The following is a 25,499-nucleotide window of genomic DNA, read 5'->3' on the forward strand; positions in this document are numbered from 1 at the left end:
ACTTAATGCAGCCGTCAAGCCGGCGCGGCCTACATCCGTAAGGTCGGCAACCCAATCGCAGTCCACGTTCTCACGGTGTCCCTAAGGGACCAGATCCGCTCAGTTGCTGGCGGAACCCCATCCCCGACGACTTCAACGCCGGCTTCGCCGGAATTTACGGCTGTTTGCGAGCGAACCCGACGCAGCCGAGTTTGTCCTCGGCACCTACGTGGTGGTGATGTCTACCAACCGCAAACCCTCCACCCGATCGAAGTGCTTGCGGTTGCGCGTGGCGAACCGCAGGTCGAAGTTCAAACAGATGCCCGCCTGCAGGCAATCGGCCATGCCGATGTCTTGGCCGGCTGCCCGCAGGGTCGCAGCCACCTCACCGGCACGTAACGCACCAGCCGGGTCCAATGGGAAAGTCCGCGAACGGACAAGGCGCAGAATGTCATCGCGGCGAGCCAAGAAATCCGTGCCGATGCGCAATTCGAAGGCGGTTATCGCGGTGAGCCGAAGGCGATGGCGGGTGATCAACTCGCGCACCAACCGCACGCCGGGCCCCTTGCCACGGAGAAAGTCGACCAGAAGGTCGGTGTCGACGACTACGAGGCCCGCCATCTGGCCCTTGCGTCATCGATGCGCGAGCGCACCTCTCGTGCCTCGGACTCGGTGAGCGTCCCTTCGAGTCCTAACAGCAGGTCGATTTCCTCGTTGTTCAGACTCGCCAGGTACACATCCAACGCCTCCTGGACAAGTGCGGAGAAGCCGCGTACACCGCGCCGCTGAGCGATTGCGCTCAGCGCGCGGTGCTGCTGATCGGTGATCTCCACCGTCGTCCGCATGCATGCATGTTAACACATGCACCTCAAGCGGCCGTCCGCCAGTTCCGCGGTGTGGTGCCGTGCACGCGGCGGAACAGCCGGCTGAAATAGCCCGGGTCATAGATGCCGACCCGCTGGGCGACCGCGGCAACCGGAAGATCGGTGTCGGCCAGCAAGCTACGGGCTTCGGCCATGCGCCGCTCGATGATCCACTCTTGCACCGTCCGCCCGGTGCGGCGGCGCACGACGGTCGTCAAATGCCCCGGCGTCATCCCGAGCTCCGACGCGACGTCGCGCAGCGACAGCGGCTCGCCGTAGCGGCGGTCGATCACCGCGAACACCTCGGCCAGCAGCGGTTCGCCGCTGCGCCGCAGATCGCCCACGACGTCGCCGGCGAGCCGTGCGAGATCGATCAGCAGCAGCGTCAGATGTGCCAGCGCCGCTTGCCGATAACCCTCCTGGCGGGTGGCCAGCTCGGCTTCGATGGACCCGATCGTCGCGTCCCACACCGGTCGACGGGCCGCCGGCACGGCCAGCTCCAGTAGTGCACCGGAGCGGCCATGCAAAAACGGGAACAGCAGCGGGTGCGCCCGCCACGCAGGCCACGGCGAGCGCCCGTCGCCGCCCAGCGCGGCCGGGTCGAAGAACAGGCCGACGCCGCCGTCGGTGCGGCTCACCCGCTCGAGGTCGATCACCTCACCGGGAGCGACCACGTAGACGAGGCCCGTCGCATGCACGTACCACAGTGCCGGGAAGTCGTGGATGTGGCGCCCCCGTTCGACCACGTCGTCGCGGCCGCCTCGTACAACGGACACCGGCGGTGTGTTCACGTCGGCCCGGTATGCGTAGACCGGCACCCCGCCGCGGTGGCGAACCAGCCGAGCTGCTGCCGTCATGAGCTTAAAATAGTCCGAGTTTTACTCATTATCACCTAATTTCTAGCGCCATCAACGCTTCACCATGGAAGCATGACCGAACATCGTCTGCATCGACTCCTGGGTAACCACCACGACTACCTGCCCGCCGCAGGCCGCGACATCTTCCTTCCCACTTACGACCTCATGTCCCGGCTGCTCGGCATGACCAAAGTCCATGACACCCTGCTCTCACAAGCCGAACTCGACGGCAGTCAGCGTGTTCTCGAAATCGGCTGCGGGACGGGCAATGTCACCTTGCAAGCCAAGCATGCTCATCCCGGCGCCGAGTTAGTCGGCTGCGACCCCGACCCGCGGGCGCTGGCCCGGGCACGGCGAAAAGCGCAGGGGCTCAGCGGCATCCGCTTTGACCATGCCTACGCCCAGCAGCTGCCCTACCCGGACGGCGAATTCGATCGGGTGCTGTCGTCGATGATGTTGCACCATCTCCCCGACGAGATGAAAGCCGACGCGGCGGCGGAAGTTTTTCGTGTGCTGCGTCCCGGCGGCAGACTGCACGTGGTCGATATCGGCGGTGATATGACCGCCCGCGACGGCTTGGCGGCGCGGCGGATGCTGCGCAATCACCACATCGCGGGAAACCTCGGCGACGCAATACCGCGCCTGCTGCGCGCGGCCGGGTTCGACTGCAGCGAGGTCGCGTCCCATCGGCATCGCTTCGTCGGCCGACTCACCTACTATCGCGCCACCCGCCCCTAGCGCTGGTCGAAGGCCACCTTGACCGCGCCACTTTCGCCCTGGTGGGCAATCGCCAGGAAGGCCTCGCGCCACTGGTCCAGCCGGAAGGTGTGAGTCAGCATGGGCCGCAAGTCGATCCGGCCGTCGACGGCCATGTCGAGGTAGTGCGCGATCGCATGCTTGCGCACACCGTGTACCTCCTCCACCCCGAAAGCGTTGGAGCCCACCCAGCTGATCTCTTTGAAATACAGCGGGCTCCATTCCCACCGGCCTGGCGCATGGACCCCGGCCTTCACCAGCGTGCCGCGCGCCCGCAACACCCGCACCCCGACTTCGAACGTGTCGGGCTTGCCGACGGTGTCGTAGACGACGTCGACCGCACCCGGGTGGGCCATCGGCAGTCCTCGCAGCGGCTGGCGCAGCCGGCCACCGCCCCACTCGACGAGCTCCTCGATCACTGCCAACCGCGGCTCGTGCGCCAGCACCAGCTCGGCGCCGAACTGGCGGGCCAGCTCCGCCTGGGCGTCGAAGCGCGCCACCACCGCCACCGCCACATCCGGATACAGCGCCCGAAGGATCGCCACCGCGCACAACCCCAACGATCCCGCCCCGTACACCAGAACACGGCCCGACGCGGGCGGTGGGTGACGGGTAATCGCATGCAACGAAACGGAAAACGGGTCGGCGAACACCGCCAACTCGTCGGGCACTGACTCGGGGACTGCGAACAGCATGCTGTCGTGGGCAGGCATCAGCTCGGCGTAGCCGCCGGTCACGTCGGCCGACACCCCGCTGTGAATGCCGGGTTTGATGTCCCCGTCGCAAAAGCTCCAGCACAGGCTGTAGTCGCCGGCCTGGCACGCCGGGCACGGCGGATCGACGCCGCGCGGCCCGCACGACAGCCACGGGTTGAGCACGACACGCTGCCCGACGTCCAGTCCGCGGGCCGCCGGCCCCAGCGCCACGACCTCGGCGACCACCTCGTGCCCCATCACTTGCGGGAACGAGCAGAACGCGGCCATCGCGTTGTCGGCGTCTCCCTCGCCGAAATCCAGCAGGATCTGTTTGGAGTCCGACCCGCAGATACCGGTCAGCCGCGGCCGAGTGATCGCCCAATCGTCGTGCAGCAAGCCCGGTTCCGGGATGTCTTGCAGCGCAACGGGACTGTGTGCCAATGCGTCGTCGCAACCCTCGACCGGCGGTACGCCGAAAACCAGCGCCTTCATCGTCGGGCCATCGCTGCCGCACCGGCGATGTAGGCGTCGAGGTCGGCGTTCTTGACGTCGACCACGGCCTTCATGTCGGGCAGGTAATGCTCGAACCGGTCGCTGCCCAGCGCGGCGATGATGCCGTCGGCGACGTCGTCGGCCGGCACCTTGGGCCCCTCGTACAGCGGATCGTCGTTGTCGGGCTGATCCCAGATCTCGGTGTCGACCGGGCCGGGCTCGATCAGCTTCACCGAAACGCCGGTGCCGTGCAGGTCGACGGCCATCGACTCGCTCCAGCCGCACAACGCGAATTTGCTTGCGCAATAAGCGGCTTCGTGAACGATGCCCAACCGGCCACCCATGCTGGACACATTGACGATCAGGCCGTCGCCGCGTTGCAGCATCCGGGGCAGCACGGCCAGGCACAAGCGCATCGGCGCAAAGAAGTTGACCCGCATCACGGTCTCCACGGAGGCCGGGTCCAGCTCGGTGACCGCGCGCCGCTTGGGGATCGCGGCGTTGTTCACCAATACGTCGATACCGCCGAGACCGTCCCAGGCACGCCGCGCCAACTCGTCGATCGCTTCGGTGTCGGCGAGGTCGGCGACCCACATCTGCGACGCGGGCGTGCTGCGACGGCAGTCGGCCAGCACCGCCTCGAGCCGCTCGCGCCGACGCGCAATCAGCCCGACCATTGCCCCGGCGGCGGCGAGCCGCCGGGCCAGCGCGGCGCCCACCCCCGACGACGCCCCGGTGATCAGCACCCGCTTGCCGGCTGTCGAGTAGGCCATGGCCAAAGCCTCGCGCGCGTGGCGGGCGCTGACGCGGGTTTCGCCAAGATCACCAAGTGGCCGACCACCCGCGTTTAAGTTATATTGACTAAGTAACGACTTGAAGGGGATTGCAAATGCCGCGTACGGACAACGACACCTGGGATCTGGCATCGAGCGTGGGGGCGACCGCCACGATGGTCGCGGCGGCCCGGGCCGTCGCGACGCGCAGCGAGCGCCCGCTGATCAACGACCCGTTCGCCGAGCCGCTGGTCCGCGCCGTCGGCGTCGACATCTTCACCCGGCTGGCCAGCGGCGAGCTGAACCCCGCCGACCTGCAGGACGACGACCAGCCGGGCGTCGACCGCATGACCGACAACATGGCGGTACGGACCAAGTTCTTCGACGAATTCTTCCTCGACGCCACGACGTCGGGGATCAGGCAGGCGGTCATCCTGGCGTCCGGGCTGGACGCCCGCGCCTACCGGCTGCCCTGGCCGGCCGGCACGGTCGTCTACGAGGTCGACCAGCCGGCAGTCATCGAGTTCAAGTCCCGCACCCTCGCCGAGTTGGGCGCTCGTCCAACCGCCATCCGGCGCGCGGTCCCCATCGATTTGCGCGACGACTGGCCGGCGGCGCTGCGCGCGGCCGGGTTCGATCCGAGCCAACCGACGGCGTGGAGCGCCGAGGGTCTCCTGGGCTACCTACCACCGGACGCGCAGGACCGCCTGCTGGACACCATCACCGCACTCAGCGCACCGGGCAGCCGGATCGCCACCGAAAGTGCACCTACTCCGGGCCCCGGCGACCAGGACCGGATGAAGGAACGGATGCAAAAGGCATCCGAACGCTGGCGCGAGCACGGCTTCGACCTCGACATGACCGAGCTGGTTTACTTTGGTGACCGCAACGAGGCGGCGCCCTACCTGTCCGACCACGGGTGGCAGGTGACCGGCAGCACGCTGCGAGATCTATTCGCCACCAACGGTTTTCCACCGATCGACGACGACTTGCCGTTCGCTGACATGCGCTACATCAGCGGCGTCCTCAGCTAGGAGTAATCCTCATGCCACGTACTCACGACGACACCTGGGATCTGGCTTCCAGCGTGGGGGCCACCGCCACCATGGTTGCGCTCTCGCGCGCGCTGGCCTCGCAGGGACCCGACGCGCTGCTCGACGACCCGTTCGCCGACCCGCTGGTGCGCGCCGTAGGGGTGCCGCAGTTCGTCCGCCTGCTCGACGGAGAAGTCAGCCTCGACGACGACCCGGTGCTGAACCGCAAGACCCGCATCCAACAAATCGCGGTCCGCACAAGGTTTTTCGACGACTTCTTCACCGGTGCCACCGACGCGGGTGTGCGGCAAGCGGTGATCCTGGCGTCCGGCCTGGACACCAGGGCCTACCGGTTGCAGTGGCCGGCGGGAACGGTGGTCTACGAGATCGACCAGCCGCAGGTCATCGACTTCAAAAGCACCACGCTTGCCGACTTCGCCGCCACCCCGGCCACGGAGCGCCGCGCGATCGGCATCGACCTGCGCGACGACTGGCCCGCGGCCCTGCGCAAGGGCGGGTTCGACACCGGCCAGCCGACGGCATGGATCGCCGAAGGGTTGTTGCCGTATCTGCCGCCGGAGGCTCAGGACCGACTCTTCGACAACATCACCGCGCTCAGCGCCCCGGGTAGCCGGCTGGCCACCGAACACGTTCCCGACCCGGCCGCCTTCACCGACGACCGCGCCAACAAAATCAGCGAGCGGTGGCGCCGACTCGGATTGGACCTCAACGCCAGCGACCTGTTCTACCAGGGCGAGCGCAGCGTCGTCATCGACTATCTGACCGGCCACGGCTGGCAGGTGACCGAATACCCGGTCCGGGAGCTTTACCGCCGCAACGGCTTTGAGTTTCCCGAGGACGAGATAATGGCCACATTCGGTGAACTGAGCTACGTCTCGGCGACGCTCGGGTAGGACCCGCATGCCACGCACACATGACGACACGTGGGACCTGGCTTCCAGCGTCGGCGCGACCGCAACCATGGTCGCAGCGGGGCGGGCGTTGGCGACCAAGGACCCGCGCAAACTGATCGACGATCCGTTCGCCGACCCCTTGGTCCGTGCGGTGGGGGTCGACTTCTTCGTCAAGATGATCGACGGCGAGCTCGATCTGTCGACCATCCCGAACGCGTCACCGGCCCGGGTGCAGGCGATGATCGACGGAATGGCGGTGCGCACCAAGTTCTTCGACGACTACTTCAGCGACGCCATGGACACCGGCATCCGCCAGGCCGTGATCCTGGCCTCCGGGCTGGACGCGCGGGCCTACCGGTTGCGCTGGCCGGCCCAGACCGTGGTCTACGAAATCGACCAGCCGCAGGTCATCGACTTCAAGACCACCACACTTGCGGATTTCGGCGCCGAGTCCACCGCGCAGCGGCGCACGGTCCGCATCGACCTTCGCGCCGATTGGCCGACTGCCTTGCGCGAGGCCGGATTTGACGCCGCCGCCCCGACGGCGTGGCTGGCCGAAGGCCTGCTGATCTACTTACCGCCCGAGGCCCAGGACCGGCTGTTCGACAACATCACCGCGCTCAGCGTGCCGGGCAGCACGATCGCCACCGAATATGTGCCGGGCATCAGGGATTTCGACGCCGACCGGGTTCGGGAGATGTCCGCGCCGCTGCGCGAACAGGGCGTCGACATCGACATGGCATCGCTGGTGTACGCCGGCGAGCGCAACCATGTCGTCGAGTATCTGCGCGGCAACGGCTGGGATGCCAGCGGCATCTCGCGCGAGGAGTTGTTCCGACTCCACGATCTCGAGGTTCCGGTGATCGAGGAGGACGACGATCCGCTGGGCGAGATCATCTTCGTCAGCGGAACGCTCAGCGGCTAAAACCTCGACTCCCCCAACCAGACGGCGCTGGTGCCGGTGAACGTCCGCTCGACCTGGTCGAGCAATCCCACGACCGACTGGGCGATCAACGCTCCCACCGCATCCGGCAGCGACGCCGCGGCTGGCTGCGACGACGGGCGTGGCCGCAGGAATTCCCACACCGACGAACCCGGGTAGCCGACCAGGCGGACGTCGGCGTCGGCGTCCAGACCGGCCAGCACCTTGGCCCGGCGCACTGCCGTCCGCAGCCCGCCCAGCTCGTCGACCAAGCCGCGCTCGAAAGCGTCTGCACCGCTCCAGATTCGGCCGCGGGCCACCTCGTGCACCGCCTCCGTGCTCAGGTGGCGAGCCTCTGCCACCCGCTGCACGAAGTCGGCGTAGAACAGGTCCGCCTCGGCTTCGACCTTGGCGTGTTGTTCCGGTGTGAACGGCGCGTTGATCGACCACGCGTCGGCGTTGGCGTTGGTGCGCACCGCATCCGACCCGACGCCCAGCCGGTCCTTCAGGTTTCGCGCCACCAGCTTGCCGCTCAACACACCGATCGACCCGGTGATGGTGCCGGGGTTGGCCACGATGGCGTCCGCCCCCATCGCGATGTAGTAGCCGCCCGAGGCAGCGACCGCACCCATCGACGCCACCACCGGTTTGCCGCGACCCCGGGCCTTGGCCACCGCACGCCAGATGGTTTCCGACGCGTTGATCTCGCCGCCCGGGCTGTCCACCCGCAGCACGATCGCCGACACCGCGTCGTCGGCGGCCGCGTCGCGCAGCGCCGCCGAGATGGTGTCGGCGCCGCAACTGGGTGTGCCGAACGGCAGCACCCGCGGGCCGCCGCGGCCACTGACGATCGGGCCGGCCACGGTGACCACGGCGACGGCCGGCTTGGGCCGCCGGCCGGGAATGGGCGGCATCGGTCGCGGGCCGCCCGCGCGCGCGTAGCGGGACAGATACAGCCGCGGCGGCGCGGCGTCGTCGTCGGCATCCCCGGTTTCCGGCGAGATCCCTTCGGCGCCAACCAGTTCGGCGATCCGGGCGTAGGCCTCGTCGCGGTAGCCGATGCGGTCGACCAGCCTGGAGCTCACCGCGTCGTCGCGCAGCAGCGGCGCCCGGTCCGCCAGCGCGTCGACCTCGTCGAGGTCGATCTTGCGGGATTCGGCGACGGCCTGCCACACCTGGGCGTGCAGGCTCTCCAGCAGCCGGCTGTCGGCCTCACGATGCGCGTCGGTGTAGCGGTCTTGAGTGAAACGGTTTACCGCCGACTTGTATTCGCCGCGAGCGACGAACTGTGCTTCGATGCCGGCCTTGTCGAGCGCGTCCCGCAGGAACATCGCGTTGGTGGCGAATCCGACCAGCCCGACGGTGCCCGACGGCTGCATCCACACCTCGCCGAACGCCGAAGCCAGATAGTACGACAGCGTGCCCGGATACGTCTCGGCCCATGCCACCGACGGCTTGACCGCGCTGAACGCGGCGACGGCCTCGCGCAACTCCTGGACCGGCCCCGCGGCCGCGGCCGGAAGCTGTACGCGGGCGATCAGCCCTGCCACCCGCGGATCGTCGCCCGCGCGGTGGATCGCCGCGACGGCCTCACGCAGCAGCAGTGGCCGACCGCCGCCGGCGATGAGTGCCAGCGGGTCGAAGCCGCCGGTCTCCGGCGGGGCGGCGTGCAGGTCGAGTTCGAGGACGCAGCCCTTGGGTACGCCGTGGTGGCGGGCCGTGTCGACCCGGTGGGCCAGCGCACGCACGTCGTCGATGCCGGGCGGGTCGGGCAGAAAACCAAGCATGTCGTCGAGACTACCGATGACCGGGCCTACGGTGATGGGATGCGCTTTTCCATCTCGATACCTCAGCTGGCCAATCCCTTCGATGCCGCGGGTGTGCGTTCCTATCTCGCCCGCGCCGAAGAGCTCGGCTTCGAGGGCGGCTGGACGGTAGACCAGGTCGTCGGCGAGGCGCCGCTGCTGGCGCCCCTCGAATTGTTGGCGTTCGCCGCCGCCTGCACCGAGCGGCTGCGGCTGGGTGTCGCGGTACTTGTTGCGTCGCTGCATGATCCGCTGCAGCTCGCGGCGGCGGTGACGGCGGTCGACCAGATCAGCGATGGCCGGCTGGACGTCGGAGTCGCCCCCGGCGGCGGCCATCACCAGTTTTCCGCCTTCGGGGTGGACAAGGCGACTTTCGTGCGAAGTTTCACCGAGGGCCTGCAGTTGATGAAGGCGGCGTGGTCCGACGAGCCGCGGGTGACGTTTCACGGCCGGTTCCGTCAGGTCGACGACCTGCCCATCCAGCCGAAACCCGTGCAGCGGCCGCATCCGCCGATCTGGTTCGGCGGGCAGGCGCCCAAGGCGCTGGCCCGGGCGGTGCGCCACGGCGACGCGTTGCTGGGCGCGGGCTCGTCGACCACCGCCGCGTTCGCCGAGGCGGTGAAGACCGTGCACCGCGAGCTCGCCGACCAGGGCAAAGACCCGGCGGGCTTCGACATCGGTAAGCGGGTCTATGTGATGATCGACGACGACATGGCGCGCGCCCGCGAGCGGGTGCTCGCCGGGCTGCACCGCATCTACGGCCAGATGCGGGGTATCGACGAGGTGCCGGTGTTCGGCGGGCCCGACGACGTGGTGCGCGGATTGCGTGAGGTGATCGATGCAGGTGCCCAGATGATCTTGCTCAACCCGGTCGGCGACGACGTCGCCCAGGACCGCGAGCAGATGGAACGCCTTGCCGCCGAAGTGATTCCAAAGCTGGCTTCTTCTGCCGAGAAGTCCCCGGTTTCGCGCTGAAATGGAGCCTTTTGCGTCTGCTCGCGAGCCGGAACCGGCCGACACCATCCGCCGCATAGGCATCAAGCTCGCCGCGCTCGCCCAGGACGGATTGACCTTCGCCACCAACGAATACGACGAGGAGCGCTACCGGCAGGTGCGCGGCCTTGCCGCCGAGCTGATGTCGGCGCTCAGCGGTCGGTCCGCCGACGAGCTCACGGTCGAGCTCGGGCGCGACTCCGGCTACGCCACACCGAAGATCGACGTGCGCGGCGTGATCTTCGACGAACAGGAACGCGTGCTGCTGATGCGTGAAAAGGCCGACGGCTGTTGGTCTTTGCCTGGCGGGTGGGCCGATCCGGGTGACTCGCCGTCGGCGGCGGTCACCCGTGAGATTCTCGAGGAAACCGGGTATCACAGTTCGCCGGTGAAGCTGATCTCGTGCTGGGATCGCGAGCTGCAGCACCACCCGCCGCCGCTTCCCGTGCACGTCTACAAACTGTTCTTCCTGTGCCGCGGGCACGACGCGGTGCAGCCACCGGCCGCGCTGGAGACTCTGGCCGTGGGATGGTTCGGACTTGACGAACTGCCGCCGCTGTCGGTTGGCCGGGTAAACCAGCGACAGCTGCAGCGGGCGCTGGCTCATCATCGGGACCCGACCCTGCCGACCGAGTTCGACTGAGTTCGACTGAGAAAGCCCTCGCCGCGCCGGCCGATCACGGTATAACCGCCTAATGGTTCTCAAACTAACGGTGTCGCCGGAGCTGATCGGCGGAGACGTCGACGAGGGGTACGGCAAGGTCGCCGACGCGTTCCGCGCCAACTTCGCCCGTGGCTGCGAAGTGGGCGCCGCCTTGGCGGTCTATCGCGACGGCGTCAAAGTCGTCGATCTGTGGGGCGGTTACCGCGACGGCATCACGAAGCAACCGTGGCAGCAGGACACCCTCGTCAACATGTTCTCGACGACGAAAGGCATTGCTTCCCTTGCTGTTGCGGTCGCCGCCTCGCGTGGACTCATCGCCTACGACGCCAAGGTCGCCGACTACTGGCCGGAGTTCGCGCAAGCCGGTAAGGCCGAAGTGACGGTGCGCCAACTGCTGTCGCATCAAGCAGGGCTGCCCGTGCTGGATGCCCCGCTGCGGTTGGCCGACCTGGCCGACCCGGACAAGGTGTCGGCGGTGCTGGCGGCGCAGGCCCCGGTCTGGACGCCGGGAACCCGGCACGGCTATCACGCCCTCACGCTGGGCTGGTATGAGTCCGAGCTGATCCGGCACACCGATGCGGCGGGCCGCACGCTGGGCCGGTTCTTCGCCGACGAAATCGCCGCGCCGCTGGGGCTGGACCTGCACATCGGATTGCCCGCGTCGGTGGATCGCGACCGCGTTGCGCATTTGCACGGCTGGCGCCGCAGCGAGGCGCTGCTGCATCTCAACACTTTGCCGTCGCGCCTGGCGCTGGCCTTCCTGAATCCCTTCAGCCTCATCAGCCGCGCCGCCAACTTGCCCAACGGCATCGATCCGACGCGCAGCGACTACAACCTCGAAGAGATGCGCACCGTCGAGATACCCGCCGCCAATGGAATCGGCACAGCCCGCTCGGTCGCCAAGGCCTACGGCTGCGTGGCCACCGGTGGCGCTGACATCGGTTTGACGCCAACCACTCTCGAGGCGCTCACCCGGCCGGCGGTCCCGCCCAGCGGCGGACTACGCGACAAGGTGCTGCACGTCGATTCGGTGTTCTCGCTGGGCTACTGCAAACCCGTCCCGCATTTCTGCTTCGGCTCGTCCGACAAAGCGTTCGGCACCCCGGGGCTGGGCGGGTCGTTCGGTTTCGCCGACCCGGATACCGGTATCGGATTCGGCTATGTGATGAACCGGCTCGGCTTTCACCTGTGGAGCGACCCGCGAGAACACCCGCTGCGCCAAGCGCTGTTTCGCGACGTGCTAGGGGTGCGCGAGCAGACGTAGAATCGCACGATTCCGCATCGCGGAGTGCGATTCTACGTCTGCTCGCCCTACAGTTCGGTGACCGAACCGCCTGCGGCGGTGATCTTTTCGCGTGCGCTGCCGCTGAACTTGTGCGCGGTGACGTCGACCTTGACCGCCAATTTGCCGTCGCCGAGCACCTTCACCAACGAGTTCTTCCGGACTGCACCCTTGGCCACCAGCTCGTCGACACCGATCGAACCGCCTTGCGGGAACAGCCGATTGATGTCGCCGACGTTGACGATCTCGTATTCGGTGCGGAACCGGTTGCGGAAACCCTTGAGCTTGGGCAGCCGCATGTGGATGGGCATCTGCCCACCCTCGAACGTCACCGGCACGTTCTTGCGGGCCTTGGTGCCCTTGGTCCCGCGACCCGCGGTCTTACCCTTGGACCCCTCGCCGCGACCGACGCGGGTGCGCTTGGTCTTCGACCCGGGCGCGGGCCGCAGGTCGTGAAGTTTGATCGTCATCAGGCCTCCTCGACCTCAACCAGGTGACGCACGACGGCGATCAAGCCCCGGGTCTGCGCATTGTCCTCACGGACCACCGATTGACGAATCTTGCGCAAACCCAAGGTGCGCAAGCTTTCCCGTTGCTTCCAGCGCGCACCGATGGTGCTGCGCACCTGGGTGATCTTCACCTCTGCCATGAGCTATGCCGTTCCCTCACGCGCTGCGCTCGCCGCCAGCGCTTCGCTCTCCCGCCGCGCCTTCAACAGGCTGGCCGGGGCGACGTCCTCGATCGGCAGGCCACGCCGGGCCGCCACCTCCTCGGGCCGCTGCAGCAGCTTGAGTGCGGCGACCGTGGCGTGCACCACGTTGATCGCGTTGTCGCTGCCGAGCGACTTGGCCAGGATGTCGTGCACCCCTGCGCATTCCAGCACCGCGCGCACGGCACCACCGGCGATCACCCCGGTACCGGGGCTGGCCGGACGCAGCAGCACCACACCGGCGGCGGCTTCACCCTGCACCGGATGCGTGATGGTGCCGCCGATCAGCGGAACCCGGAAAAAGCCCTTGCGCGCCTCTTCGACGCCCTTGGCGATCGCGGCCGGCACCTCTTTGGCCTTGCCGTAGCCGACGCCGACCATCCCGTTGCCGTCGCCGACGATGACCAGCGCGGTGAAGCTGAACCGCCGGCCACCCTTGACCACTTTGGAGACGCGGTTGATCGCCACGACCCGCTCGAGGTAGTTGCTGCCGTCGCGGTCGCGCCCGCGTCCACCGCGGTCGTCGCGCCGGCCCCGGCCCTCACGCCCTTCGGCGCGTCCTTCGCTGCGGGTCGCGCTGCCGGTGTCCGGAGCGGCGCCCCCTGAAGTCGGCTGCTCCGTCATCATGCAGTCCTTCCAGTCTCATTCGAAAAGCCAGTCATCAGAACTTCAGCCCGCTCTCGCGCGCGGCGTCGGCCAGTGCGGCGATCCGGCCGCCGTAGGTGTAGCCCCCGCGGTCGAACACCACGGTGTCGATGCCGACGGCCTTGGCCCGCTCGGCGATCAACTGGCCGACCCGCACACTGCGGGCTTTCTTGTCGCCCTCCACGCCGCGCACGTCGGCTTCGATCGACGAGGCCGCCGCCAGCGTGGTGCCGTTGAGATCGTTGACCAGCTGCACGTGAATATGCCGCGCCGACCGGTGCACCACCAGCCGCGGACGCTCCGGGGTTCCGGAGATCTTCTTGCGCAGTCGTGCATGCCTGCGCAGCCGAGCGGCCCGACGGGCAGCGGATACGCTCTGCCCCACCGGCTTCCGCGCGTCTGTCTGTGTTCCAGCCATGGCTACTTACCTGTCTTTCCGACCTTGCGGCGGATCTGCTCGCCCTCGTAACGCACGCCCTTGCCCTTGTACGGGTCGGGACGGCGCAACCGGCGGATATTCGCCGAGATCTGGCCGACCTTTTGCTTGTCGATCCCGGAGATCGAGAACTTCGTCGGTGTCTCCACCGCGAACGTGATGCCTTCCGGCGCCTCGATCACCACGGGATGGCTGTATCCCAGCGCGAATTCCAGCGTGTTGCCCTTGAGCTGCACGCGGTAGCCGACGCCGAAGATTTCCATCTTGGTGGTGTAGCCCTGCGTCACGCCGGTGACGAGGTTGGCCACCAGGGTGCGGGACAGCCCGTGCAGCGAACGGTTGCGCCGCTCGTCGTTGGGCCGGGTCACCACGATCGCGCCATCGTCGTTGCGCGACACCGTGATCGGCTCGGCGACCGACAGCTCCAGGGTGCCCTTGGGTCCCTTCACCGAGACGTTCTGGCCGTCGATCGTCACGTCGACACCGGTGGGCACCGGGATGGGCTGCTTACCAATACGCGACATTGCTACCCCTCACCACACGTATGCGAGGACTTCGCCGCCCACGCCCTGTCTGGCCGCCTGGCGGTCGGTGAGCAAGCCCGAGGAGGTCGAAATGATCGCCACGCCCAGGCCGCCGAGCACCCGCGGCAGGTTGGTGGATTTCGCGTACACCCGCAGACCCGGCTTGGACACCCGGCGCAGACCGGCGATGCTGCGTTCCCGGCTGGGCCCGTACTTGAGCTGCACCACAAGCGCTTTGCCGACTCGAGCGTCTTCAACGTGGTAGTCGCTGATGTAGCCCTCGCGCTTGAGGATCTCGGCGATGTTGGCCTTGATCTTCGAGTGCGGCAGGGTCACCTCGTCGTGGTAGGCCGAATTGGCGTTGCGCAGACGTGTCAAGAAGTCTGCGATCGGGTCCGTCATAGTCATTTAGCGGCCGCTCCTCACCAACTGCTCTTCTGTACGCCCGGCAGCTCGCCGGCATGCGCCATCTCGCGCAGGCAGATCCGGCACAGCCCGAACTTGCGGTAAACCGCATGGGGGCGGCCGCATTTGCTGCAGCGGGTGTAGGCGCGCACCTTGAACTTCGGCTTACGCTGCGCCTTGTTGACCAGTGCCTTCTTCGCCATCTGCTCAGTTCTCCTTGAACGGAAAGCCGAGGGCCCGCAACAGCGCTCGTCCTTCGTCGTCGGTCGTCGCCGAGGTGACGACGGTGATGTCCATGCCACGGGTCCGGTCGATCGAGTCCACGTCGATTTCGTGGAACACCGACTGCTCGGCCAGCCCGAACGTGTAGTTGCCCGCGCCGTCGAACTGCCTGGGCGACAGGCCGCGGAAGTCGCGGATACGCGGCAGCGCAATGGAAGTCAGCCGGTCGAGGAACTCCCACATCCGATCGCCGCGCAACGTCACCCGTGCTCCGATCGGCATGCCCTCACGCAACTTGAACTGCGCGATGGACTTGCGGGCACGGCGGATTTCCGGTCGCTGCCCGGTGATCAGCGCCAGGTCGTTGACCGCACCGTTGATCAGCTTGGCGTCGCGGGCAGCGTCGCCGACACCCATGTTGACGACGACCTTGACCACGGTCGGGATCTGCATGACGTTGCGGTACCCGAATTCTTTGCTCAGCGCGTCCCGGATCTCTTCGCGGTAGCGCACCTTCAGCCGGGGCTGAACTTTTTCTGCGGTCGTCATGGCCTTAAATATCCTTGCCGTTGCGCTTGGAGATGCGGACCTTCTTGCCGGTCTCCGAGTCGATGCGGTAGCCGATCCGGGTCGGCTTGCCGTCCGAATCGACCACCATCACGTTGGACACGTGGATCGGCGCTTCCTGCGTGACGATGCCGCCCGAGCGCGCGCCGCGCTGGTTGGTCGAAATCGGGGTGTGCTTCTTGATCCGGTTGACGCCTTCGACGAGCACCTTGTTGCGGGCCGGGTAGGCCTGCAGGACCTTGCCCTTGGCGCCCTTGTCCTTGCCGGAGATGACGAGCACGGTGTCGCCCTTGTGGACCTTCATCTACAACACCTCCGGGGCCAGCGAGACGATCTTCATGAAGCGCTTCTCGCGCAGTTCGCGACCGACCGGCCCGAAGATGCGGGTGCCGCGCGGGTCGTTGTCGGGCTTGATGATGACGGCCGCGTTCTCGTCGAACTTGATGTAGCTGCCGTCGGGCCGGCGGCGCTCTTTGACGGTGCGCACCACCACTGCCTTGACGACGTCACCGCGCTTGACGTTGCCGCCCGGGATGGCGTCTTTGACCGTCGCGACGATGACGTCGCCGATGCCGGCGTAGCGCCGCGACGAGCCACCGAGCACGCGGATGCACAAGATCTCCTTGGCGCCGGTGTTGTCGGCCACCTTCAGCCGCGATTCCTGCTGAATCACTAGATCTCCTGACCTGGTTTCGCGTGTGCACGCCCATGTGTGCCGTCGCGGCCTGACGTGCGTAGTTTCATCACCGAAGGGCACGCGGGGCCGACGAAATCGCCGGCCGAGGTCTGCCCACGGCAACCCCTAGAGTCTAGGTGACGGCCTGCTCAGCGCCAAATTGTCGCCGATCGGCCGCTGCCACCTCCAGCGCGGGAGATCCAGCCGACAATCGCCGTCGGTGGTGACAAGCGCCACGGCGTCCCGACTGCGCAGATTGTTAGATTGTTTATTAGATTTGATCCATGGTCGGGATCCGCTGTGCGACAACCTGGTTGCGCCAACAATGAACATCGGGGACTGCTTCGACACCGCAGGCAACATCGTTTTGCCCGACGGGATCACGTTGTCGTCGTGCCTCGAGGCGACCATCGCCGAGAACGGGGACGCCCCGGCCTACCGGTATATGGATTACACCCGCGAGCTGGACGGGGTGGCCGCCGAGCTGACCTGGAACCAGCTGGGGGCCACACTGCGGGCGGTCGGCGCGCGACTGCAGCAGGTCACCCGGCCTGGTGACCGGGTGGCTGTCCTGGCTCCGCAGGGTCTGGACTACGTCGCCGGCTTCTTCGCGGCCATCCACGCCGGCAACATCGTGGTGCCGCTGTTTGCGCCGGAGCTGCCCGGGCACGCCGAACGGCTGGATGCGGTGCTCGCCGACTGCGCCCCGGCGGCCGTGCTGACCACGACCTCGGCGGCCGAAGCTGTCGGCGCGTTCCTGCGCAAGCTGCCGCGGTCGCGCCGGCCGCGGGTGATCGCCGTCGACGCGGTGCCTGACTCGGTGGGCTCGACGTTCGTCCCCGCCGCGCTGGGCACCGACGACATCGCTTACCTGCAGTACACGTCCGGGTCGACCCGAACCCCGGCCGGTGTCGAGATCACCCACCGCGCGGTGTGCACCAACGTCCTGCAGATGATCATCGCGGGCGAATTGGACATGAACATCCGCAGCGTGAGCTGGTTGCCGCTGTATCACGACATGGGCCTGATGATGATCATGTTCCCGGCGCTGTTCGGCAACTACATCACGTTGATGTCGCCGCTGGCGTTCGTCCGGCGGCCGTATCGGTGGATCAAGGAGCTGGCCGCCGAATCGGTGCACGGCCGAATCTTCGCTGCCGCACCGAATTTCGCGTACGAGCTGGCCGCCAAGCGCGGACTGCCGGCCGACGGGGAGACCCTGGACCTCAGCAATGTGACCGGCCTGCTGAACGGATCCGAACCGGTGACCATGGCCGCGATCGACCAGTTCGTCTCCGCGTTCGCGCCCTACGGGCTGCCCCCGACCGCCGTCAAACCGTCGTACGGCATGGCCGAGGCGACACTGTCGGTGGCCAGCATCGCCCAGTCGGCGCGGGCGAGCGCGGTCCACGTCGACCGCGAAGCGCTCGGCGCCGGCCGGGCGGTCACGGTGGCGCCCGACGCCCCCAACGCCGTCGCGCTGGTGTCCTGCGGGCAGGTGCTGCGCAACCAGTGGGCCGTCATCGCCGACCCCGACCACGACGCCGAGCTGCCCGACGGCACGGTCGGCGAGATCTGGCTACACGGCGACAACATCGGCCGCGGCTACTGGGGCAGGGAGGACGAGACCGAACGGGTCTTCCGCAACAAGCTGCAGACCCGCCTGGAGCAGGGCAGCCACGCGGAGGGCTCGCCGATGAACGGGCTGTGGCTGCGGACCGGCGACCTGGGTTTTTACCTCGACGGTGAGCTGTACATCGCCGGGCGGATCAAAGACCTGGTGATCGTCGACGGGCGCAACCACTACCCGCAGGACATCGAGGCCACGGTGTCGGAGTCGTCGCCGGCGGTGCGTGCCGGGTATGTCGCGGCGTTCTCGGTGATGGGCGACGGCGGTGAGCGGTTGGTGGTCATCGCCGAACGTGCCGCCGGAGCGGGCCGGGCCGACCAGGCTCCGGTCGCCGACGCCATCCGGGCCGCAGTCTCGCGAAGGCACGGCCTGGCCGTCGCCGATGTGCGCCTGGTCAACGCCGGCGCCATTCCCCGCACCACCAGCGGCAAGCTGGCCCGCCGCGCCTGCCGCGCCGAATACCTCGCCGGTCTGTACGACCGGTAGTCACCGATCCGCCACGCAGCGAAACCCGATGTGGGTGGTGGCGGTGTCCTGGGACTGCGGTGAGCGTGCCGCCGGCCGGTAGCGGTGGCAGTACTCCGGCGCGCACAGGTGCGAGCCGCCCTTGAGGGTTTGCGCCACGGTCGGGTCGGCGGGTCCAGTTGGCGTGCAGCACGCCTTGGGCGGCTGGTTCGGGCGGTGATGGGCCGAGAATTCGGTGGTGGTCCATTCCCAGACGTTGCCGATCATGTCGAGCAGCCCGAATCCGTTGGGCGGGAACGTCCCCACGGGTGAGGTTCCGGCCCAGCCGAGCGCGCCGTCGTTGCGGTACGGGAATTGGCCCTGCCACGTGTTGGCCATCAGCTGCCCCCCGGGCTTGTCCTCTTCGCCCCAGGCGTAGGTCGTGGTGGTTCCGCCGCGCGCGGCGTACTCCCACTCGGCCTCGGTGGGTAGTCGCCGTCCGGCCCACCGCGCGTAGGCGGCGGCGTCGGGATAGGCCACCTGCACGACGGGGTGGTCGGCCTTGCCGGAGATGTCGCTGTCCGGACCGAAGGGGTGACGCCAGCTGGCGTCCGGCACCCAGTGCCACCACTGCCGCCAGTCCCGCAGATCGACCGGACCCAGTGTCGGCCGGAACACCAGCGCGCCGGGAACCAGATCGGCCGGGTCGGCACCCGGGTACAGCGCGGGATCGATCGATTGCTCGGCAACGGTCAAATAGCCTGTCGCGGCGACGAATTCGGCGAATTGGGCATTGGTCACCGGGTGGCGCTCGACCGCAAACGGGCCCACGGTGGCGGCATGGATCGGCGCTTCCTCCGGGTAGAAGCTCGTCGACCCCATCCGGAACGATCCGCCGGGCAGCTCGACGAGCTCAGTCAACTCAGTCACGCGAAAAAGCCAGTGCCAGTTTCTTTTCCAGGTCTTCGTACGGTGTGCCGGAGATGTCGACGGTGACCTGCGCGATAGCGCCCCCGGTAAACGGGAACGGAGCCTTGTAGCGGCTGGAGACCGCCGAGCCACTGTTGCGCCCGACGCTGACGGTGGCACCCGCCAAGCCGAAGGTGCCGGGCTGGGTGGTCATTTCCGGCAGCGTCGCGACGGCCTGGTCGTCGACGTACAACACGGCCTCACCCAGTGGGGTGTGGCTGCCCGCCACCGTGCCCGACCGGGTGTAGCGGACACCGAAGAGATGCCGGCCCAACGGAATTGCAGCAGGCGACGAGATGGTATGTTGCCGCTCGCCGAGGAAGTTGTACACATAGTGCAGCCGGCGGTCCTGGATGAACAGGACGTGGCCGCCATGTGCTCCACCCTGCTTGAACAACACTCCTTCGGCGCCGGTGCTGTCCACGGTCACGTCGGCGACCACCGAGAACGACTGGCCCCGGATCTCGGCGGCGGCGCCGATGCCGACCTCGGCGGCGTCCGGATAGTACGTGTAGGTGGACCGCTCGCCGGACAGGTACGGCCGCCACCGGGTCACCGTGTCGAAGATGTTCAGGTCGGCCAATGGCAGCCCGTTGTACTTGGCGGCCTCGGAGAACCACAGGGCCTTGAGCTCTTCGAGTTTGTCGGGCAACTCGGCGGCCAGGTCGTGGCATTGGCTGCGGTCGGCCGCGATGTGGAACAGCTCCCAGCGGTCGGCGTCGAAATGCGACCAGCCCGCCGGGGTGGCGGCGTGCACGGTATTGGCGAACCAGCCGTCGTGCCAGATCCCGCGGGTGCCCAGCATGGTGTAGAACTGGGTGCGTTTGCCGGTATCGGCTGCCGGATCCTGCAGTGCCGCTGTGAAACTCACGCCGTCCAGCGGCTTTTGCGGAATGCCCTTGACCGTCTCCGGCGGCGTGATACCCAGCAGGTCGTAGACGGTCGGGGTGATATCGCAGACGCTGACGTAGTTGTCGCGGACTTCGCCATGGGCCGCAATCCCGTTGGGCCAAGAGATGATTGCGGTGTCAGCGATGCCGCCTTCGTGCGACGCGTAGCGCTTGAACAACTTGTACGGAGTGTTGAACGCCATTGCCCAGCCGATCGGGTAATGGTTGTAGGTCTCCGGCCCGCCGAGGCAGTCGAGGAATTTCATGCTCTCTTCGACGGTGTCGATGTAGCCGTTGAAGAACTTCGATTCGTTGACCGACCCGTTCGGCCCGCCCTCGCCACTGGCGCCGTTGTCGGAGATCACCACGACGATGGTGTTGTCCAGCTGGCCGGATTGCTCGAGATAGTCCAGGATCCGGCCGATTTGGGCGTCCGTGTAGCTCAGGAAGCCGGCGAACACCTCAGCCATCCGGCAAAACAGCTTCTTCTCGTCGTCACCAAGCGAGTCCCACGGTCGCACCGTGTCCTGCAAGGGCCACGGCTCACCGTTGGGGCCCGTCATGTCGAGATACGGATTGATCGGCGACAGTTCGGTTTCCGGTGGGACGATACCCATCGACTTTTGCCGTTCGAGCACGATCTCGCGGTAGCGCTCGTAGCCCATGTCGAAGCGGCCGGCGTATTTGTCGGCCCATTCTTTGAAGACGTGGTGGGGGGCGTGACCGGCGCCGGGGCACACGTAGGCAAACCACGGTTTGTCCGGCGCAATCACTTTGGCGTCGCGGATGAATTCGATTGTCTTGTCGGCGATGTCCTTCGACAGGTGATAGCCCTCCTCTGGCGTGCCGGGCGGTGGCACCGGGTGGTTGTCGTACACCAGGTCGGGATACCACTGGTCGGTCTCGCCGCCCATGAAGCCGTAGAACCGCTCGAACCCGCGGGACAGCGGCCAGTGCCGCCTGGTGGACGCCAGGTTGGACTCCTCAAGCGGAGTCAAATGCCATTTGCCGACGCAGTAGGTGTTGTAGCCGCGTTCGGCCAGAACTTCGGAGAGTAGCGCGGTGTCGGCGGGGATGCGGCCGTTGCAGTTGGGGAATCCGTCGGTGAACTCTTCGATGGTCGCCATGCCCACCGTGGTGGCGTTGCGACCGGTCAGCAGCGACGCCCGGGTCGGCGAGCACAGCGCGGTGGTGTGGAACTGCGAGAGCCGCACACCGCGCTCGGCGATGCGCGTCATCGCCGGCATCTCGACCAGCCCGCCGAAGCAGTCCCAGGTCGCGATGCCGACGTCGTCCCACACCAGATACAGGACGTTCGGCGCGTTGTCCGGTGCGACGGGCGCGGCGTACGGGCCCCAATCCGGTTCGGAGTCCCGAAGGTCCAGTTCGATCTTGCCCTGAAACTCCGTGGCCATCACCGGCTCCGTTCCGCCGCTCGCATCACCGTCACGCATCATTGTTGCAATCCGCAATCCGACGGCTACACCTGATATGTGAGCGACCCGACCATCTTTCTGTGCGGCGACGTGATGACCGGCCGCGGCGTCGACCAGATCCTCCCGCGCGGCGGCGATCCCACGCTACGGGAGCCGGTGGTCACCGACGCGAGGAACTACGTGCGGCTGGCCGAGTGCGCCAACGGCCCGATCCCAGCCCCGGTCGGCGACGCCTGGCCGTGGGGCGAGGCGCTGACGGTGCTCGACGAGTTCGCGCCGGACGCCCGCATTCTCAATCTGGAGACCGCCATCACCGCCGACGGCGCGTTCTCGCCCGGCAAGGCGGTGCACTACCGGATGCATCCGGCCAACCTGGGATGCCTGACCGTCGTCCGGCCCGACGTCTGCGTGCTGGCCAACAACCACGTCATGGATTTCGGCCCCGCCGGGCTCGCCGACACGCTGCGCGCGATCACCACCGCCGGAATGCAGCCCGCCGGCGCCGGGCTGAACGCCCGTGACGCGAAACAGCCTGCGGTGCTTGAGCTTTCGGACGGAACCCGGGTGGTGATTGCCGCCGCCGCGATGACCTCCAGCGGCGTTCCGCGAGGCTGGGCCGCCACAGCGAACCGGCCGGGAGTCGTCGTCGCGGACCTGTCCGAGCGCGGCGCCGTCGAGCTCGCCGAGCGAGTCGGCGCACTCAGGCGGCCGGGTGACCTCGCGGTGGTGTCGCTGCATTGGGGGTCCAACTGGGGATACGCCGTCGAGTCGGACCAGGTTCGCTTCGCGCACCGGCTGGTCGACGCGGGGGTCGACGTCGTGCACGGGCATTCGTCGCACCATCCGCGACCGGTCGAGGTGTACCGCGGCAAGCTGATCCTCTACGGCTGCGGCGACGCCGTCAACGACTACGAGGGCATCGGCGGCTACGAACAGTACCGCGACGAGCTGCGGCTGCTGTATTTCGCGACGATCGAGCGCGGCAGCGGTGCCCTTACCGCGCTGCGTCTGGTTCCGATGCGGGCGCGCCGAATGCGGCTGGAGCGGGCCTCACTCGACGATGCCGAGTGGCTTCGTCGCACGCTTGACGACGCCAGCCGGCGCTTCGGAACACGATTTCACCGCGAGGCCGACGGCACCTTGGCCGCCAGCCCGGCGTGAGAAGCTACTTGGCCTTCTCCAAGATTTCGACGAGCCGCCACCGCTTGGTCGCCGACAGCGGACGGGTCTCCATCAACGAAACCCGGTCGCCGATACCGGCGATGCTGTTCTCGTCGTGCGCCTTGACCTTCTTGGTGGTCCGGATGATCTTGCCGTAGAGCGGGTGGCGCACCCGGTCCTCCAGCTCGACGACGATGGTCTTTTGCATCTTGTCGCTGACCACATAACCGATGCGGGTCTTGCGCCGGCCCCGCGGCTTGGGCGTGCGCGGAGTGTGCTTGGGGCCCTTCTCTTTCGGGGCTTCCGCGGACGCGGCCTTCGGAGCGGCCTTCTTCGGCGCGGCCTTGGCGCCGGTCTTCGCCTCTGCCATTACGATTCCTCACCCTCGGGCCCGGAAGCCAGACCCAGTTCACGTTCGCGCAGCACGGTGTAGATGCGCGCGATCTCCTGACGCACCGTGCGGAGTCGACGGTTGTTGTTGAGCTGGCCGGTCGCCATCTGGAAGCGCAGGTTGAACAGCTCTTCCTTGGATTCACGCAGTTTGTCGACCAGCTCTTCGCCGGTGAGCTCGCGCAGTTCGCCAGCGGAAACGCCCACTGCCATCAGAACTGCTCCTCTCGGGTCACGATGCGTGCCTTGATCGGCAACTTGTGGATTGCTCGGGTCAGCGCGGCCCGAGCGATCGCCTCGTTCGGGTAGCTGAGCTCGAAGAGCACCCGGCCAGGCTTGACGTTGGCCACCCACCACTCCGGTGAACCCTTACCCGAACCCATCCGGGTTTCCGCCGGCTTCTTGGTCAGCGGGCGGTCCGGGAAGATGTTGATCCACACCTTGCCGCCACGCTTGATGTGCCGGTTGATGGCGATACGAGCGGATTCGATCTGCCGGTTGGTGATGTAAGCGTGCTCCAGAGCCTGGATGCCGTAGTCGCCGAAGCTCACCGTGGTTCCGCCGCTGGCGATGCCGCGCTGACGCGGATGATGCTGCTTGCGGTGCTTGACCTTGCGGGGAATCAACATGATTCAGCTCTCCGTGCTCTGCGTTTCGGCGGCCTGCTCTTCGGCCGGCGGCGTGGCGGCAGCCGCGGTGGCCTCCTCGCCACCCGAGGCGGCCCGGCCGGCGTCGGTGCTGGTGGCCGTGGTGCCGGCGGCGCCGCTGCGGCGTGGACGCGTGCCCGACGGGCGCTCGCGGCGCGGACGCTCGGCGCCCCCGGCCGTCGGAGCGGCCAGCTCGCGCTTGCCACCGACGATGTCGCCCTTGTAAATCCACACCTTCACACCGATCCGGCCGAAGGTGGTCTTGGCTTCGTACAGGCCGTAGTCGATGTCGGCGCGCAGCGTGTGCAGCGGCACGCGGCCTTCCCGGTAGAACTCCGAGCGGCTCATCTCCGCGCCGCCGAGACGGCCGGAGCACTGCACCCGGATGCCCTTGACGTTGGGCTGGCGCATCGCCGACTGGATGGCCTTGCGCATCGCGCGGCGGAACGCCACCCGGTTGCTCAGCTGTTCGGCGACGCCTTGGGCCACCAACTGTGCCTGTGACTCAGGGTTTTTCACCTCGAGGATGTTCAGCTGGACCTGCTTGCCGGTCAGCTTCTCCAGATCCGCGCGGATGCGGTCGGCTTCGGTGCCGCGACGGCCGATGACGATGCCCGGCCGGGCGGTGTGGATGTCCACCCGGACCCGGTCGCGGGTGCGCTCGATCTCCACGTCGGCGATCCCCGCGCGCTCCAGGCCGGTGGACAGCAGCCGGCGAATCGCCACGTCTTCCTTGACGTATTCGGCGTACTGCTTGTCGGCGTACCAGCGAGACTTCCAGTCGGTGGTGATACCGAGCCGGAAGCCGTGCGGATTGATCTTCTGGCCCACTACTGCGAGCCTCCCTTCGCTTCAGAAGCCTCATCGGTCTTCTTGGCCGCTTCCGCGGACTTGGCGGCGGATGCCTTTTTCGCCGGCGCCTTCTTGGCGGGCGCCTTCTCGGCAGCAGCCTTCTTGGCCGGTGCTTTCTTGGCCGGGGCCTTCTCGGCGGAGGCCTTCGCCGGCGCCTTCTTGGCGGCGGCCTTGCTGGCCTGGGCGCGACGGGACCGCGCCGACTGCGACGAGCGTTCGTCTTTCACCGGCCGGCTTTCCACCACCACGGTGATGTGGCTGGTGCGCCGACGGATCCGAAACGCGCGGCCCTGGGCGCGCGGACGAATCCGCTTCGCGGTGGGACCGTCGTCGGCGCAGACGCTGGCCACCACCAACGTGGCCGGGTCGAGCCCATTGTTGTTCTGCGCGTTGGCCGCCGCGCTCGCGATGACCTTGGCCACCGGAACGCTGGCCGCCTGCGGCGCCCAGCGCAGGATGTCCAGCGCCTCGGACACCGACTTGCCGCGCACCAGGTTGATCACCCGGCGCGCCTTGGTCGGCGACACCCGGACAAAGCGCGCTTTGGCTGTCGCAGAAGGAAATTCGGTCGTGGTAGTCATCGCCGCTTGGCTTTCCGGTCGTCCTTGATGTGTCCCTTGAAGGTGCGCGTCGGCGCGAACTCACCAAGCTTGTGGCCGACCATCGCCTCGGTGATGAACACCGGCACATGCTTGCGTCCGTCGTGGACCGCGAAGGTGTGGCCGATGAAATCGGGGATGATCGTCGACCGCCGCGACCAGGTCTTGATGACCTGCTTGGTGTTCTTCTCGTTCTGCGCGTCGACCTTCTTCAGCAGATGGTCGTCGACGAACGGACCCTTCTTCAGGCTGCGTGGCATCGGCTACT

Annotated in this window: 33 protein-coding genes; 9 read left to right on the forward strand and 24 right to left on the reverse strand. The window is 67.4% G+C overall.

The features are described 5' to 3' along the window. Nucleotides 1-204: 204 nt before the first annotated feature. Genes AWC14_RS15685 through AWC14_RS15695 form a run of 3 tightly spaced genes read right to left on the reverse strand, consistent with a single transcriptional unit; the run spans nucleotide 205 to nucleotide 1,699 of the window. Complete coding sequence (locus tag AWC14_RS15685) at nucleotides 205-600, reverse strand: type II toxin-antitoxin system VapC family toxin (RefSeq protein WP_052425469.1); 396 nt, start codon at nucleotides 598-600, stop codon at nucleotides 205-207. After that, nucleotides 585-824 (reverse strand): hypothetical protein, encoded by a 240-nt coding sequence (locus AWC14_RS15690; RefSeq protein ID WP_045373413.1) that lies wholly within the window; start codon nucleotides 822-824, stop codon nucleotides 585-587. The genes AWC14_RS15685 and AWC14_RS15690 overlap by 16 nt, the downstream gene beginning before the upstream one ends. Nucleotides 825-847: 23 nt before the next feature. Next, nucleotides 848-1,699 carry a helix-turn-helix transcriptional regulator gene (locus tag AWC14_RS15695; RefSeq protein ID WP_045373411.1) on the reverse strand — a complete coding sequence of 284 codons (852 nt, stop codon included), beginning with the start codon at nucleotides 1,697-1,699 and terminating at the stop codon, nucleotides 848-850. A 72-nt stretch (nucleotides 1,700-1,771) separates the two neighbouring features. Between AWC14_RS15695 and AWC14_RS15700 the strand changes: the two genes are divergently transcribed. Beyond that, a complete protein-coding gene (locus AWC14_RS15700) occupies nucleotides 1,772-2,437 on the forward strand; it encodes a class I SAM-dependent methyltransferase (protein ID WP_045373409.1) in 666 nt (221 codons plus the stop codon). On the opposite strand, the gene AWC14_RS15705 is transcribed toward AWC14_RS15700, so the two are convergent. Further along, nucleotides 2,434-3,642, reverse strand: coding sequence for a zinc-dependent alcohol dehydrogenase (locus AWC14_RS15705; protein WP_045373407.1), 1,209 nt, complete (start codon nucleotides 3,640-3,642; stop codon nucleotides 2,434-2,436). The two genes, AWC14_RS15700 and AWC14_RS15705, sit on opposite strands and share 4 nt — an antisense overlap. Then, nucleotides 3,639-4,415: an SDR family NAD(P)-dependent oxidoreductase gene (locus tag AWC14_RS15710; RefSeq protein WP_045373405.1), complete on the reverse strand. Its 777-nt coding sequence runs from the start codon at nucleotides 4,413-4,415 to the stop codon at nucleotides 3,639-3,641. The genes AWC14_RS15705 and AWC14_RS15710 overlap by 4 nt, the downstream gene beginning before the upstream one ends. A gap of 116 nt (nucleotides 4,416-4,531) precedes the next feature. Between AWC14_RS15710 and AWC14_RS15715 the strand changes: the two genes are divergently transcribed. Genes AWC14_RS15715 through AWC14_RS15725 form a run of 3 tightly spaced genes read left to right on the forward strand, consistent with a single transcriptional unit; the run spans nucleotide 4,532 to nucleotide 7,288 of the window. Further along, nucleotides 4,532-5,449: a class I SAM-dependent methyltransferase gene (locus AWC14_RS15715; protein ID WP_045373403.1), complete on the forward strand. Its 918-nt coding sequence runs from the start codon at nucleotides 4,532-4,534 to the stop codon at nucleotides 5,447-5,449. 11 nt (nucleotides 5,450-5,460) lie between these two features. After that, entirely contained in the window at nucleotides 5,461-6,363 is a 903-nt protein-coding gene (locus AWC14_RS15720; RefSeq protein ID WP_045373401.1) for a class I SAM-dependent methyltransferase, read from the forward strand. Between the two features lie 7 nt (nucleotides 6,364-6,370). Beyond that, nucleotides 6,371-7,288, forward strand: coding sequence for a class I SAM-dependent methyltransferase (locus tag AWC14_RS15725; RefSeq protein ID WP_045373400.1), 918 nt, complete (start codon nucleotides 6,371-6,373; stop codon nucleotides 7,286-7,288). Here the strand turns inward: AWC14_RS15725 and sppA are convergent. Continuing rightward, the gene (gene sppA, locus AWC14_RS15730) at nucleotides 7,285-9,072 is read right to left on the reverse strand and encodes a signal peptide peptidase SppA (protein WP_045373398.1); all 1,788 of its coding nucleotides are present in this window, start codon (nucleotides 9,070-9,072) and stop codon (nucleotides 7,285-7,287) included. The genes AWC14_RS15725 and sppA overlap by 4 nt on opposite strands. Before the next feature lie 39 nt (nucleotides 9,073-9,111). Here sppA and AWC14_RS15735 point away from each other — a divergent pair, with 39 nt between their 5' ends. Genes AWC14_RS15735 through AWC14_RS15745 form a run of 3 tightly spaced genes read left to right on the forward strand, consistent with a single transcriptional unit; the run spans nucleotide 9,112 to nucleotide 12,011 of the window. After that, nucleotides 9,112-10,065 (forward strand): LLM class flavin-dependent oxidoreductase, encoded by a 954-nt coding sequence (locus tag AWC14_RS15735; protein WP_045373396.1) that lies wholly within the window; start codon nucleotides 9,112-9,114, stop codon nucleotides 10,063-10,065. Nucleotide 10,066: 1 nt separating this feature from the next. After that, nucleotides 10,067-10,726 (forward strand): NUDIX hydrolase, encoded by a 660-nt coding sequence (locus tag AWC14_RS15740; RefSeq protein ID WP_045373394.1) that lies wholly within the window; start codon nucleotides 10,067-10,069, stop codon nucleotides 10,724-10,726. A gap of 52 nt (nucleotides 10,727-10,778) precedes the next feature. Further along, nucleotides 10,779-12,011, forward strand: coding sequence for an EstA family serine hydrolase (locus AWC14_RS15745; protein WP_045373392.1), 1,233 nt, complete (start codon nucleotides 10,779-10,781; stop codon nucleotides 12,009-12,011). Between the two features lie 47 nt (nucleotides 12,012-12,058). On the opposite strand, the gene rplO is transcribed toward AWC14_RS15745, so the two are convergent. From rplO to rplN, 10 genes are read right to left on the reverse strand one after another with little or no spacing between them, the layout of a single operon-like run. Next, nucleotides 12,059-12,499 (reverse strand): 50S ribosomal protein L15, encoded by a 441-nt coding sequence (rplO, locus tag AWC14_RS15750; RefSeq protein WP_045373390.1) that lies wholly within the window; start codon nucleotides 12,497-12,499, stop codon nucleotides 12,059-12,061. Beyond that, a complete protein-coding gene (rpmD, locus tag AWC14_RS15755; protein WP_045373388.1) occupies nucleotides 12,499-12,678 on the reverse strand; it encodes a 50S ribosomal protein L30 in 180 nt (59 codons plus the stop codon). Before rpmD ends, rplO begins: the two co-directional genes overlap by 1 nt. Nucleotides 12,679-12,681: 3 nt before the next feature. After that, the gene (gene rpsE / locus AWC14_RS15760) at nucleotides 12,682-13,362 is read right to left on the reverse strand and encodes a 30S ribosomal protein S5 (RefSeq protein ID WP_162267189.1); all 681 of its coding nucleotides are present in this window, start codon (nucleotides 13,360-13,362) and stop codon (nucleotides 12,682-12,684) included. Between the two features lie 37 nt (nucleotides 13,363-13,399). Next, nucleotides 13,400-13,768, reverse strand: a complete 369-nt coding sequence (gene rplR, locus AWC14_RS15765) for a 50S ribosomal protein L18 (protein ID WP_142281719.1) — start codon at nucleotides 13,766-13,768, stop codon at nucleotides 13,400-13,402. Nucleotides 13,769-13,803: 35 nt separating this feature from the next. Next, complete coding sequence (gene rplF / locus AWC14_RS15770; RefSeq protein ID WP_045373382.1) at nucleotides 13,804-14,343, reverse strand: 50S ribosomal protein L6; 540 nt, start codon at nucleotides 14,341-14,343, stop codon at nucleotides 13,804-13,806. A 9-nt stretch (nucleotides 14,344-14,352) separates the two neighbouring features. After that, entirely contained in the window at nucleotides 14,353-14,751 is a 399-nt protein-coding gene (gene rpsH / locus AWC14_RS15775; RefSeq protein ID WP_045373380.1) for a 30S ribosomal protein S8, read from the reverse strand. A gap of 14 nt (nucleotides 14,752-14,765) precedes the next feature. Further along, nucleotides 14,766-14,951: a type Z 30S ribosomal protein S14 gene (locus AWC14_RS15780; RefSeq protein ID WP_003920619.1), complete on the reverse strand. Its 186-nt coding sequence runs from the start codon at nucleotides 14,949-14,951 to the stop codon at nucleotides 14,766-14,768. Nucleotides 14,952-14,955: 4 nt separating this feature from the next. Beyond that, the gene (gene rplE / locus AWC14_RS15785; RefSeq protein WP_045373375.1) at nucleotides 14,956-15,519 is read right to left on the reverse strand and encodes a 50S ribosomal protein L5; all 564 of its coding nucleotides are present in this window, start codon (nucleotides 15,517-15,519) and stop codon (nucleotides 14,956-14,958) included. Between the two features lie 4 nt (nucleotides 15,520-15,523). Continuing rightward, nucleotides 15,524-15,841 (reverse strand): 50S ribosomal protein L24, encoded by a 318-nt coding sequence (gene rplX, locus AWC14_RS15790; RefSeq protein ID WP_045373373.1) that lies wholly within the window; start codon nucleotides 15,839-15,841, stop codon nucleotides 15,524-15,526. Then, nucleotides 15,842-16,210: a 50S ribosomal protein L14 gene (gene rplN, locus AWC14_RS15795; RefSeq protein ID WP_045373371.1), complete on the reverse strand. Its 369-nt coding sequence runs from the start codon at nucleotides 16,208-16,210 to the stop codon at nucleotides 15,842-15,844. It abuts the gene before it with no gap. A 328-nt stretch (nucleotides 16,211-16,538) separates the two neighbouring features. Here rplN and AWC14_RS15800 point away from each other — a divergent pair, with 328 nt between their 5' ends. Next, nucleotides 16,539-18,329 carry a fatty acyl-AMP ligase gene (locus AWC14_RS15800; protein WP_045373369.1) on the forward strand — a complete coding sequence of 597 codons (1,791 nt, stop codon included), beginning with the start codon at nucleotides 16,539-16,541 and terminating at the stop codon, nucleotides 18,327-18,329. Here the strand turns inward: AWC14_RS15800 and AWC14_RS15805 are convergent, their stop codons facing one another. Together AWC14_RS15805 and AWC14_RS15810 are read right to left on the reverse strand one after the other, a co-directional pair. Next, nucleotides 18,330-19,169: a formylglycine-generating enzyme family protein gene (locus AWC14_RS15805; protein WP_045373448.1), complete on the reverse strand. Its 840-nt coding sequence runs from the start codon at nucleotides 19,167-19,169 to the stop codon at nucleotides 18,330-18,332. 40 nt (nucleotides 19,170-19,209) lie between these two features. After that, on the reverse strand, nucleotides 19,210-21,561 hold the full coding sequence (locus AWC14_RS15810) for an arylsulfatase (RefSeq protein WP_057003263.1): 2,352 nt from the start codon (nucleotides 21,559-21,561) through the stop codon (nucleotides 19,210-19,212). Nucleotides 21,562-21,639: 78 nt separating this feature from the next. On the opposite strand from AWC14_RS15810, the gene AWC14_RS15815 reads away from it, so the two are divergent. Next, a complete protein-coding gene (locus AWC14_RS15815; RefSeq protein WP_045373367.1) occupies nucleotides 21,640-22,743 on the forward strand; it encodes a CapA family protein in 1,104 nt (367 codons plus the stop codon). Between the two features lie 4 nt (nucleotides 22,744-22,747). Here AWC14_RS15815 and rpsQ read toward each other — a convergent pair whose 3' ends face one another. The 6 genes from rpsQ to rpsS are packed head-to-tail and all read right to left on the reverse strand — an operon-like array spanning nucleotide 22,748 to nucleotide 25,491. Next, nucleotides 22,748-23,113, reverse strand: coding sequence for a 30S ribosomal protein S17 (rpsQ, locus tag AWC14_RS15820; protein ID WP_045373365.1), 366 nt, complete (start codon nucleotides 23,111-23,113; stop codon nucleotides 22,748-22,750). After that, complete coding sequence (rpmC, locus tag AWC14_RS15825; RefSeq protein ID WP_045373363.1) at nucleotides 23,113-23,346, reverse strand: 50S ribosomal protein L29; 234 nt, start codon at nucleotides 23,344-23,346, stop codon at nucleotides 23,113-23,115. The genes rpsQ and rpmC overlap by 1 nt, the downstream gene beginning before the upstream one ends. Further along, a complete protein-coding gene (rplP, locus tag AWC14_RS15830; RefSeq protein ID WP_045373361.1) occupies nucleotides 23,346-23,762 on the reverse strand; it encodes a 50S ribosomal protein L16 in 417 nt (138 codons plus the stop codon). Before rplP ends, rpmC begins: the two co-directional genes overlap by 1 nt. A 3-nt stretch (nucleotides 23,763-23,765) precedes the next feature. Then, nucleotides 23,766-24,611 carry a 30S ribosomal protein S3 gene (gene rpsC / locus AWC14_RS15835; protein ID WP_045373359.1) on the reverse strand — a complete coding sequence of 282 codons (846 nt, stop codon included), beginning with the start codon at nucleotides 24,609-24,611 and terminating at the stop codon, nucleotides 23,766-23,768. Next, nucleotides 24,611-25,213: a 50S ribosomal protein L22 gene (gene rplV / locus AWC14_RS15840; protein ID WP_045373357.1), complete on the reverse strand. Its 603-nt coding sequence runs from the start codon at nucleotides 25,211-25,213 to the stop codon at nucleotides 24,611-24,613. Before rplV ends, rpsC begins: the two co-directional genes overlap by 1 nt. Beyond that, on the reverse strand, nucleotides 25,210-25,491 hold the full coding sequence (gene rpsS, locus AWC14_RS15845; protein WP_045373356.1) for a 30S ribosomal protein S19: 282 nt from the start codon (nucleotides 25,489-25,491) through the stop codon (nucleotides 25,210-25,212). The genes rplV and rpsS overlap by 4 nt, the downstream gene beginning before the upstream one ends. Nucleotides 25,492-25,499: the final 8 nt, after the last annotated feature.

It is taken from the genome of Mycobacterium kyorinense (assembly GCF_002101735.1).
Taxonomy (GTDB): domain Bacteria; phylum Actinomycetota; class Actinomycetes; order Mycobacteriales; family Mycobacteriaceae; genus Mycobacterium; species Mycobacterium kyorinense.

Bases quoted from the DNA above. Each gene is read 5' to 3' on its own strand.
- AWC14_RS15685 (WP_052425469.1), bottom strand. From the start codon at position 600: ATGGCGGGCCTCGTAGTCGTCGACACCGACCTTCTGGTCGACTTTCTC.
- AWC14_RS15690 (WP_045373413.1), bottom strand. From the start codon at position 824: ATGCGGACGACGGTGGAGATCACCGATCAGCAGCACCGCGCGCTGAGC.
- AWC14_RS15695 (WP_045373411.1), bottom strand. From the start codon at position 1,699: ATGACGGCAGCAGCTCGGCTGGTTCGCCACCGCGGCGGGGTGCCGGTC.
- AWC14_RS15700 (WP_045373409.1), top strand. From the start codon at position 1,772: ATGACCGAACATCGTCTGCATCGACTCCTGGGTAACCACCACGACTAC.
- AWC14_RS15705 (WP_045373407.1), bottom strand. From the start codon at position 3,642: ATGAAGGCGCTGGTTTTCGGCGTACCGCCGGTCGAGGGTTGCGACGAC.
- AWC14_RS15710 (WP_045373405.1), bottom strand. From the start codon at position 4,415: ATGGCCTACTCGACAGCCGGCAAGCGGGTGCTGATCACCGGGGCGTCG.
- AWC14_RS15715 (WP_045373403.1), top strand. From the start codon at position 4,532: ATGCCGCGTACGGACAACGACACCTGGGATCTGGCATCGAGCGTGGGG.
- AWC14_RS15720 (WP_045373401.1), top strand. From the start codon at position 5,461: ATGCCACGTACTCACGACGACACCTGGGATCTGGCTTCCAGCGTGGGG.
- AWC14_RS15725 (WP_045373400.1), top strand. From the start codon at position 6,371: ATGCCACGCACACATGACGACACGTGGGACCTGGCTTCCAGCGTCGGC.
- sppA (WP_045373398.1), bottom strand. From the start codon at position 9,072: ATGCTTGGTTTTCTGCCCGACCCGCCCGGCATCGACGACGTGCGTGCG.
- AWC14_RS15735 (WP_045373396.1), top strand. From the start codon at position 9,112: ATGCGCTTTTCCATCTCGATACCTCAGCTGGCCAATCCCTTCGATGCC.
- AWC14_RS15740 (WP_045373394.1), top strand. From the start codon at position 10,067: ATGGAGCCTTTTGCGTCTGCTCGCGAGCCGGAACCGGCCGACACCATC.
- AWC14_RS15745 (WP_045373392.1), top strand. From the start codon at position 10,779: ATGGTTCTCAAACTAACGGTGTCGCCGGAGCTGATCGGCGGAGACGTC.
- rplO (WP_045373390.1), bottom strand. From the start codon at position 12,499: ATGACGATCAAACTTCACGACCTGCGGCCCGCGCCCGGGTCGAAGACC.
- rpmD (WP_045373388.1), bottom strand. From the start codon at position 12,678: ATGGCAGAGGTGAAGATCACCCAGGTGCGCAGCACCATCGGTGCGCGC.
- rpsE (WP_162267189.1), bottom strand. From the start codon at position 13,362: ATGACGGAGCAGCCGACTTCAGGGGGCGCCGCTCCGGACACCGGCAGC.
- rplF (WP_045373382.1), bottom strand. From the start codon at position 14,343: ATGTCGCGTATTGGTAAGCAGCCCATCCCGGTGCCCACCGGTGTCGAC.
- rpsH (WP_045373380.1), bottom strand. From the start codon at position 14,751: ATGACTATGACGGACCCGATCGCAGACTTCTTGACACGTCTGCGCAAC.
- AWC14_RS15780 (WP_003920619.1), bottom strand. From the start codon at position 14,951: ATGGCGAAGAAGGCACTGGTCAACAAGGCGCAGCGTAAGCCGAAGTTC.
- rplE (WP_045373375.1), bottom strand. From the start codon at position 15,519: ATGACGACCGCAGAAAAAGTTCAGCCCCGGCTGAAGGTGCGCTACCGC.
- rplX (WP_045373373.1), bottom strand. From the start codon at position 15,841: ATGAAGGTCCACAAGGGCGACACCGTGCTCGTCATCTCCGGCAAGGAC.
- AWC14_RS15800 (WP_045373369.1), top strand. From the start codon at position 16,539: ATGAACATCGGGGACTGCTTCGACACCGCAGGCAACATCGTTTTGCCC.
- AWC14_RS15805 (WP_045373448.1), bottom strand. From the start codon at position 19,169: ATGGGGTCGACGAGCTTCTACCCGGAGGAAGCGCCGATCCATGCCGCC.
- AWC14_RS15810 (WP_057003263.1), bottom strand. From the start codon at position 21,561: ATGGCCACGGAGTTTCAGGGCAAGATCGAACTGGACCTTCGGGACTCC.
- rpsQ (WP_045373365.1), bottom strand. From the start codon at position 23,113: ATGGCAGAGGCGAAGACCGGCGCCAAGGCCGCGCCGAAGAAGGCCGCT.
- rpmC (WP_045373363.1), bottom strand. From the start codon at position 23,346: ATGGCAGTGGGCGTTTCCGCTGGCGAACTGCGCGAGCTCACCGGCGAA.
- rplP (WP_045373361.1), bottom strand. From the start codon at position 23,762: ATGTTGATTCCCCGCAAGGTCAAGCACCGCAAGCAGCATCATCCGCGT.
- rplV (WP_045373357.1), bottom strand. From the start codon at position 25,213: ATGACTACCACGACCGAATTTCCTTCTGCGACAGCCAAAGCGCGCTTT.
- rpsS (WP_045373356.1), bottom strand. From the start codon at position 25,491: ATGCCACGCAGCCTGAAGAAGGGTCCGTTCGTCGACGACCATCTGCTG.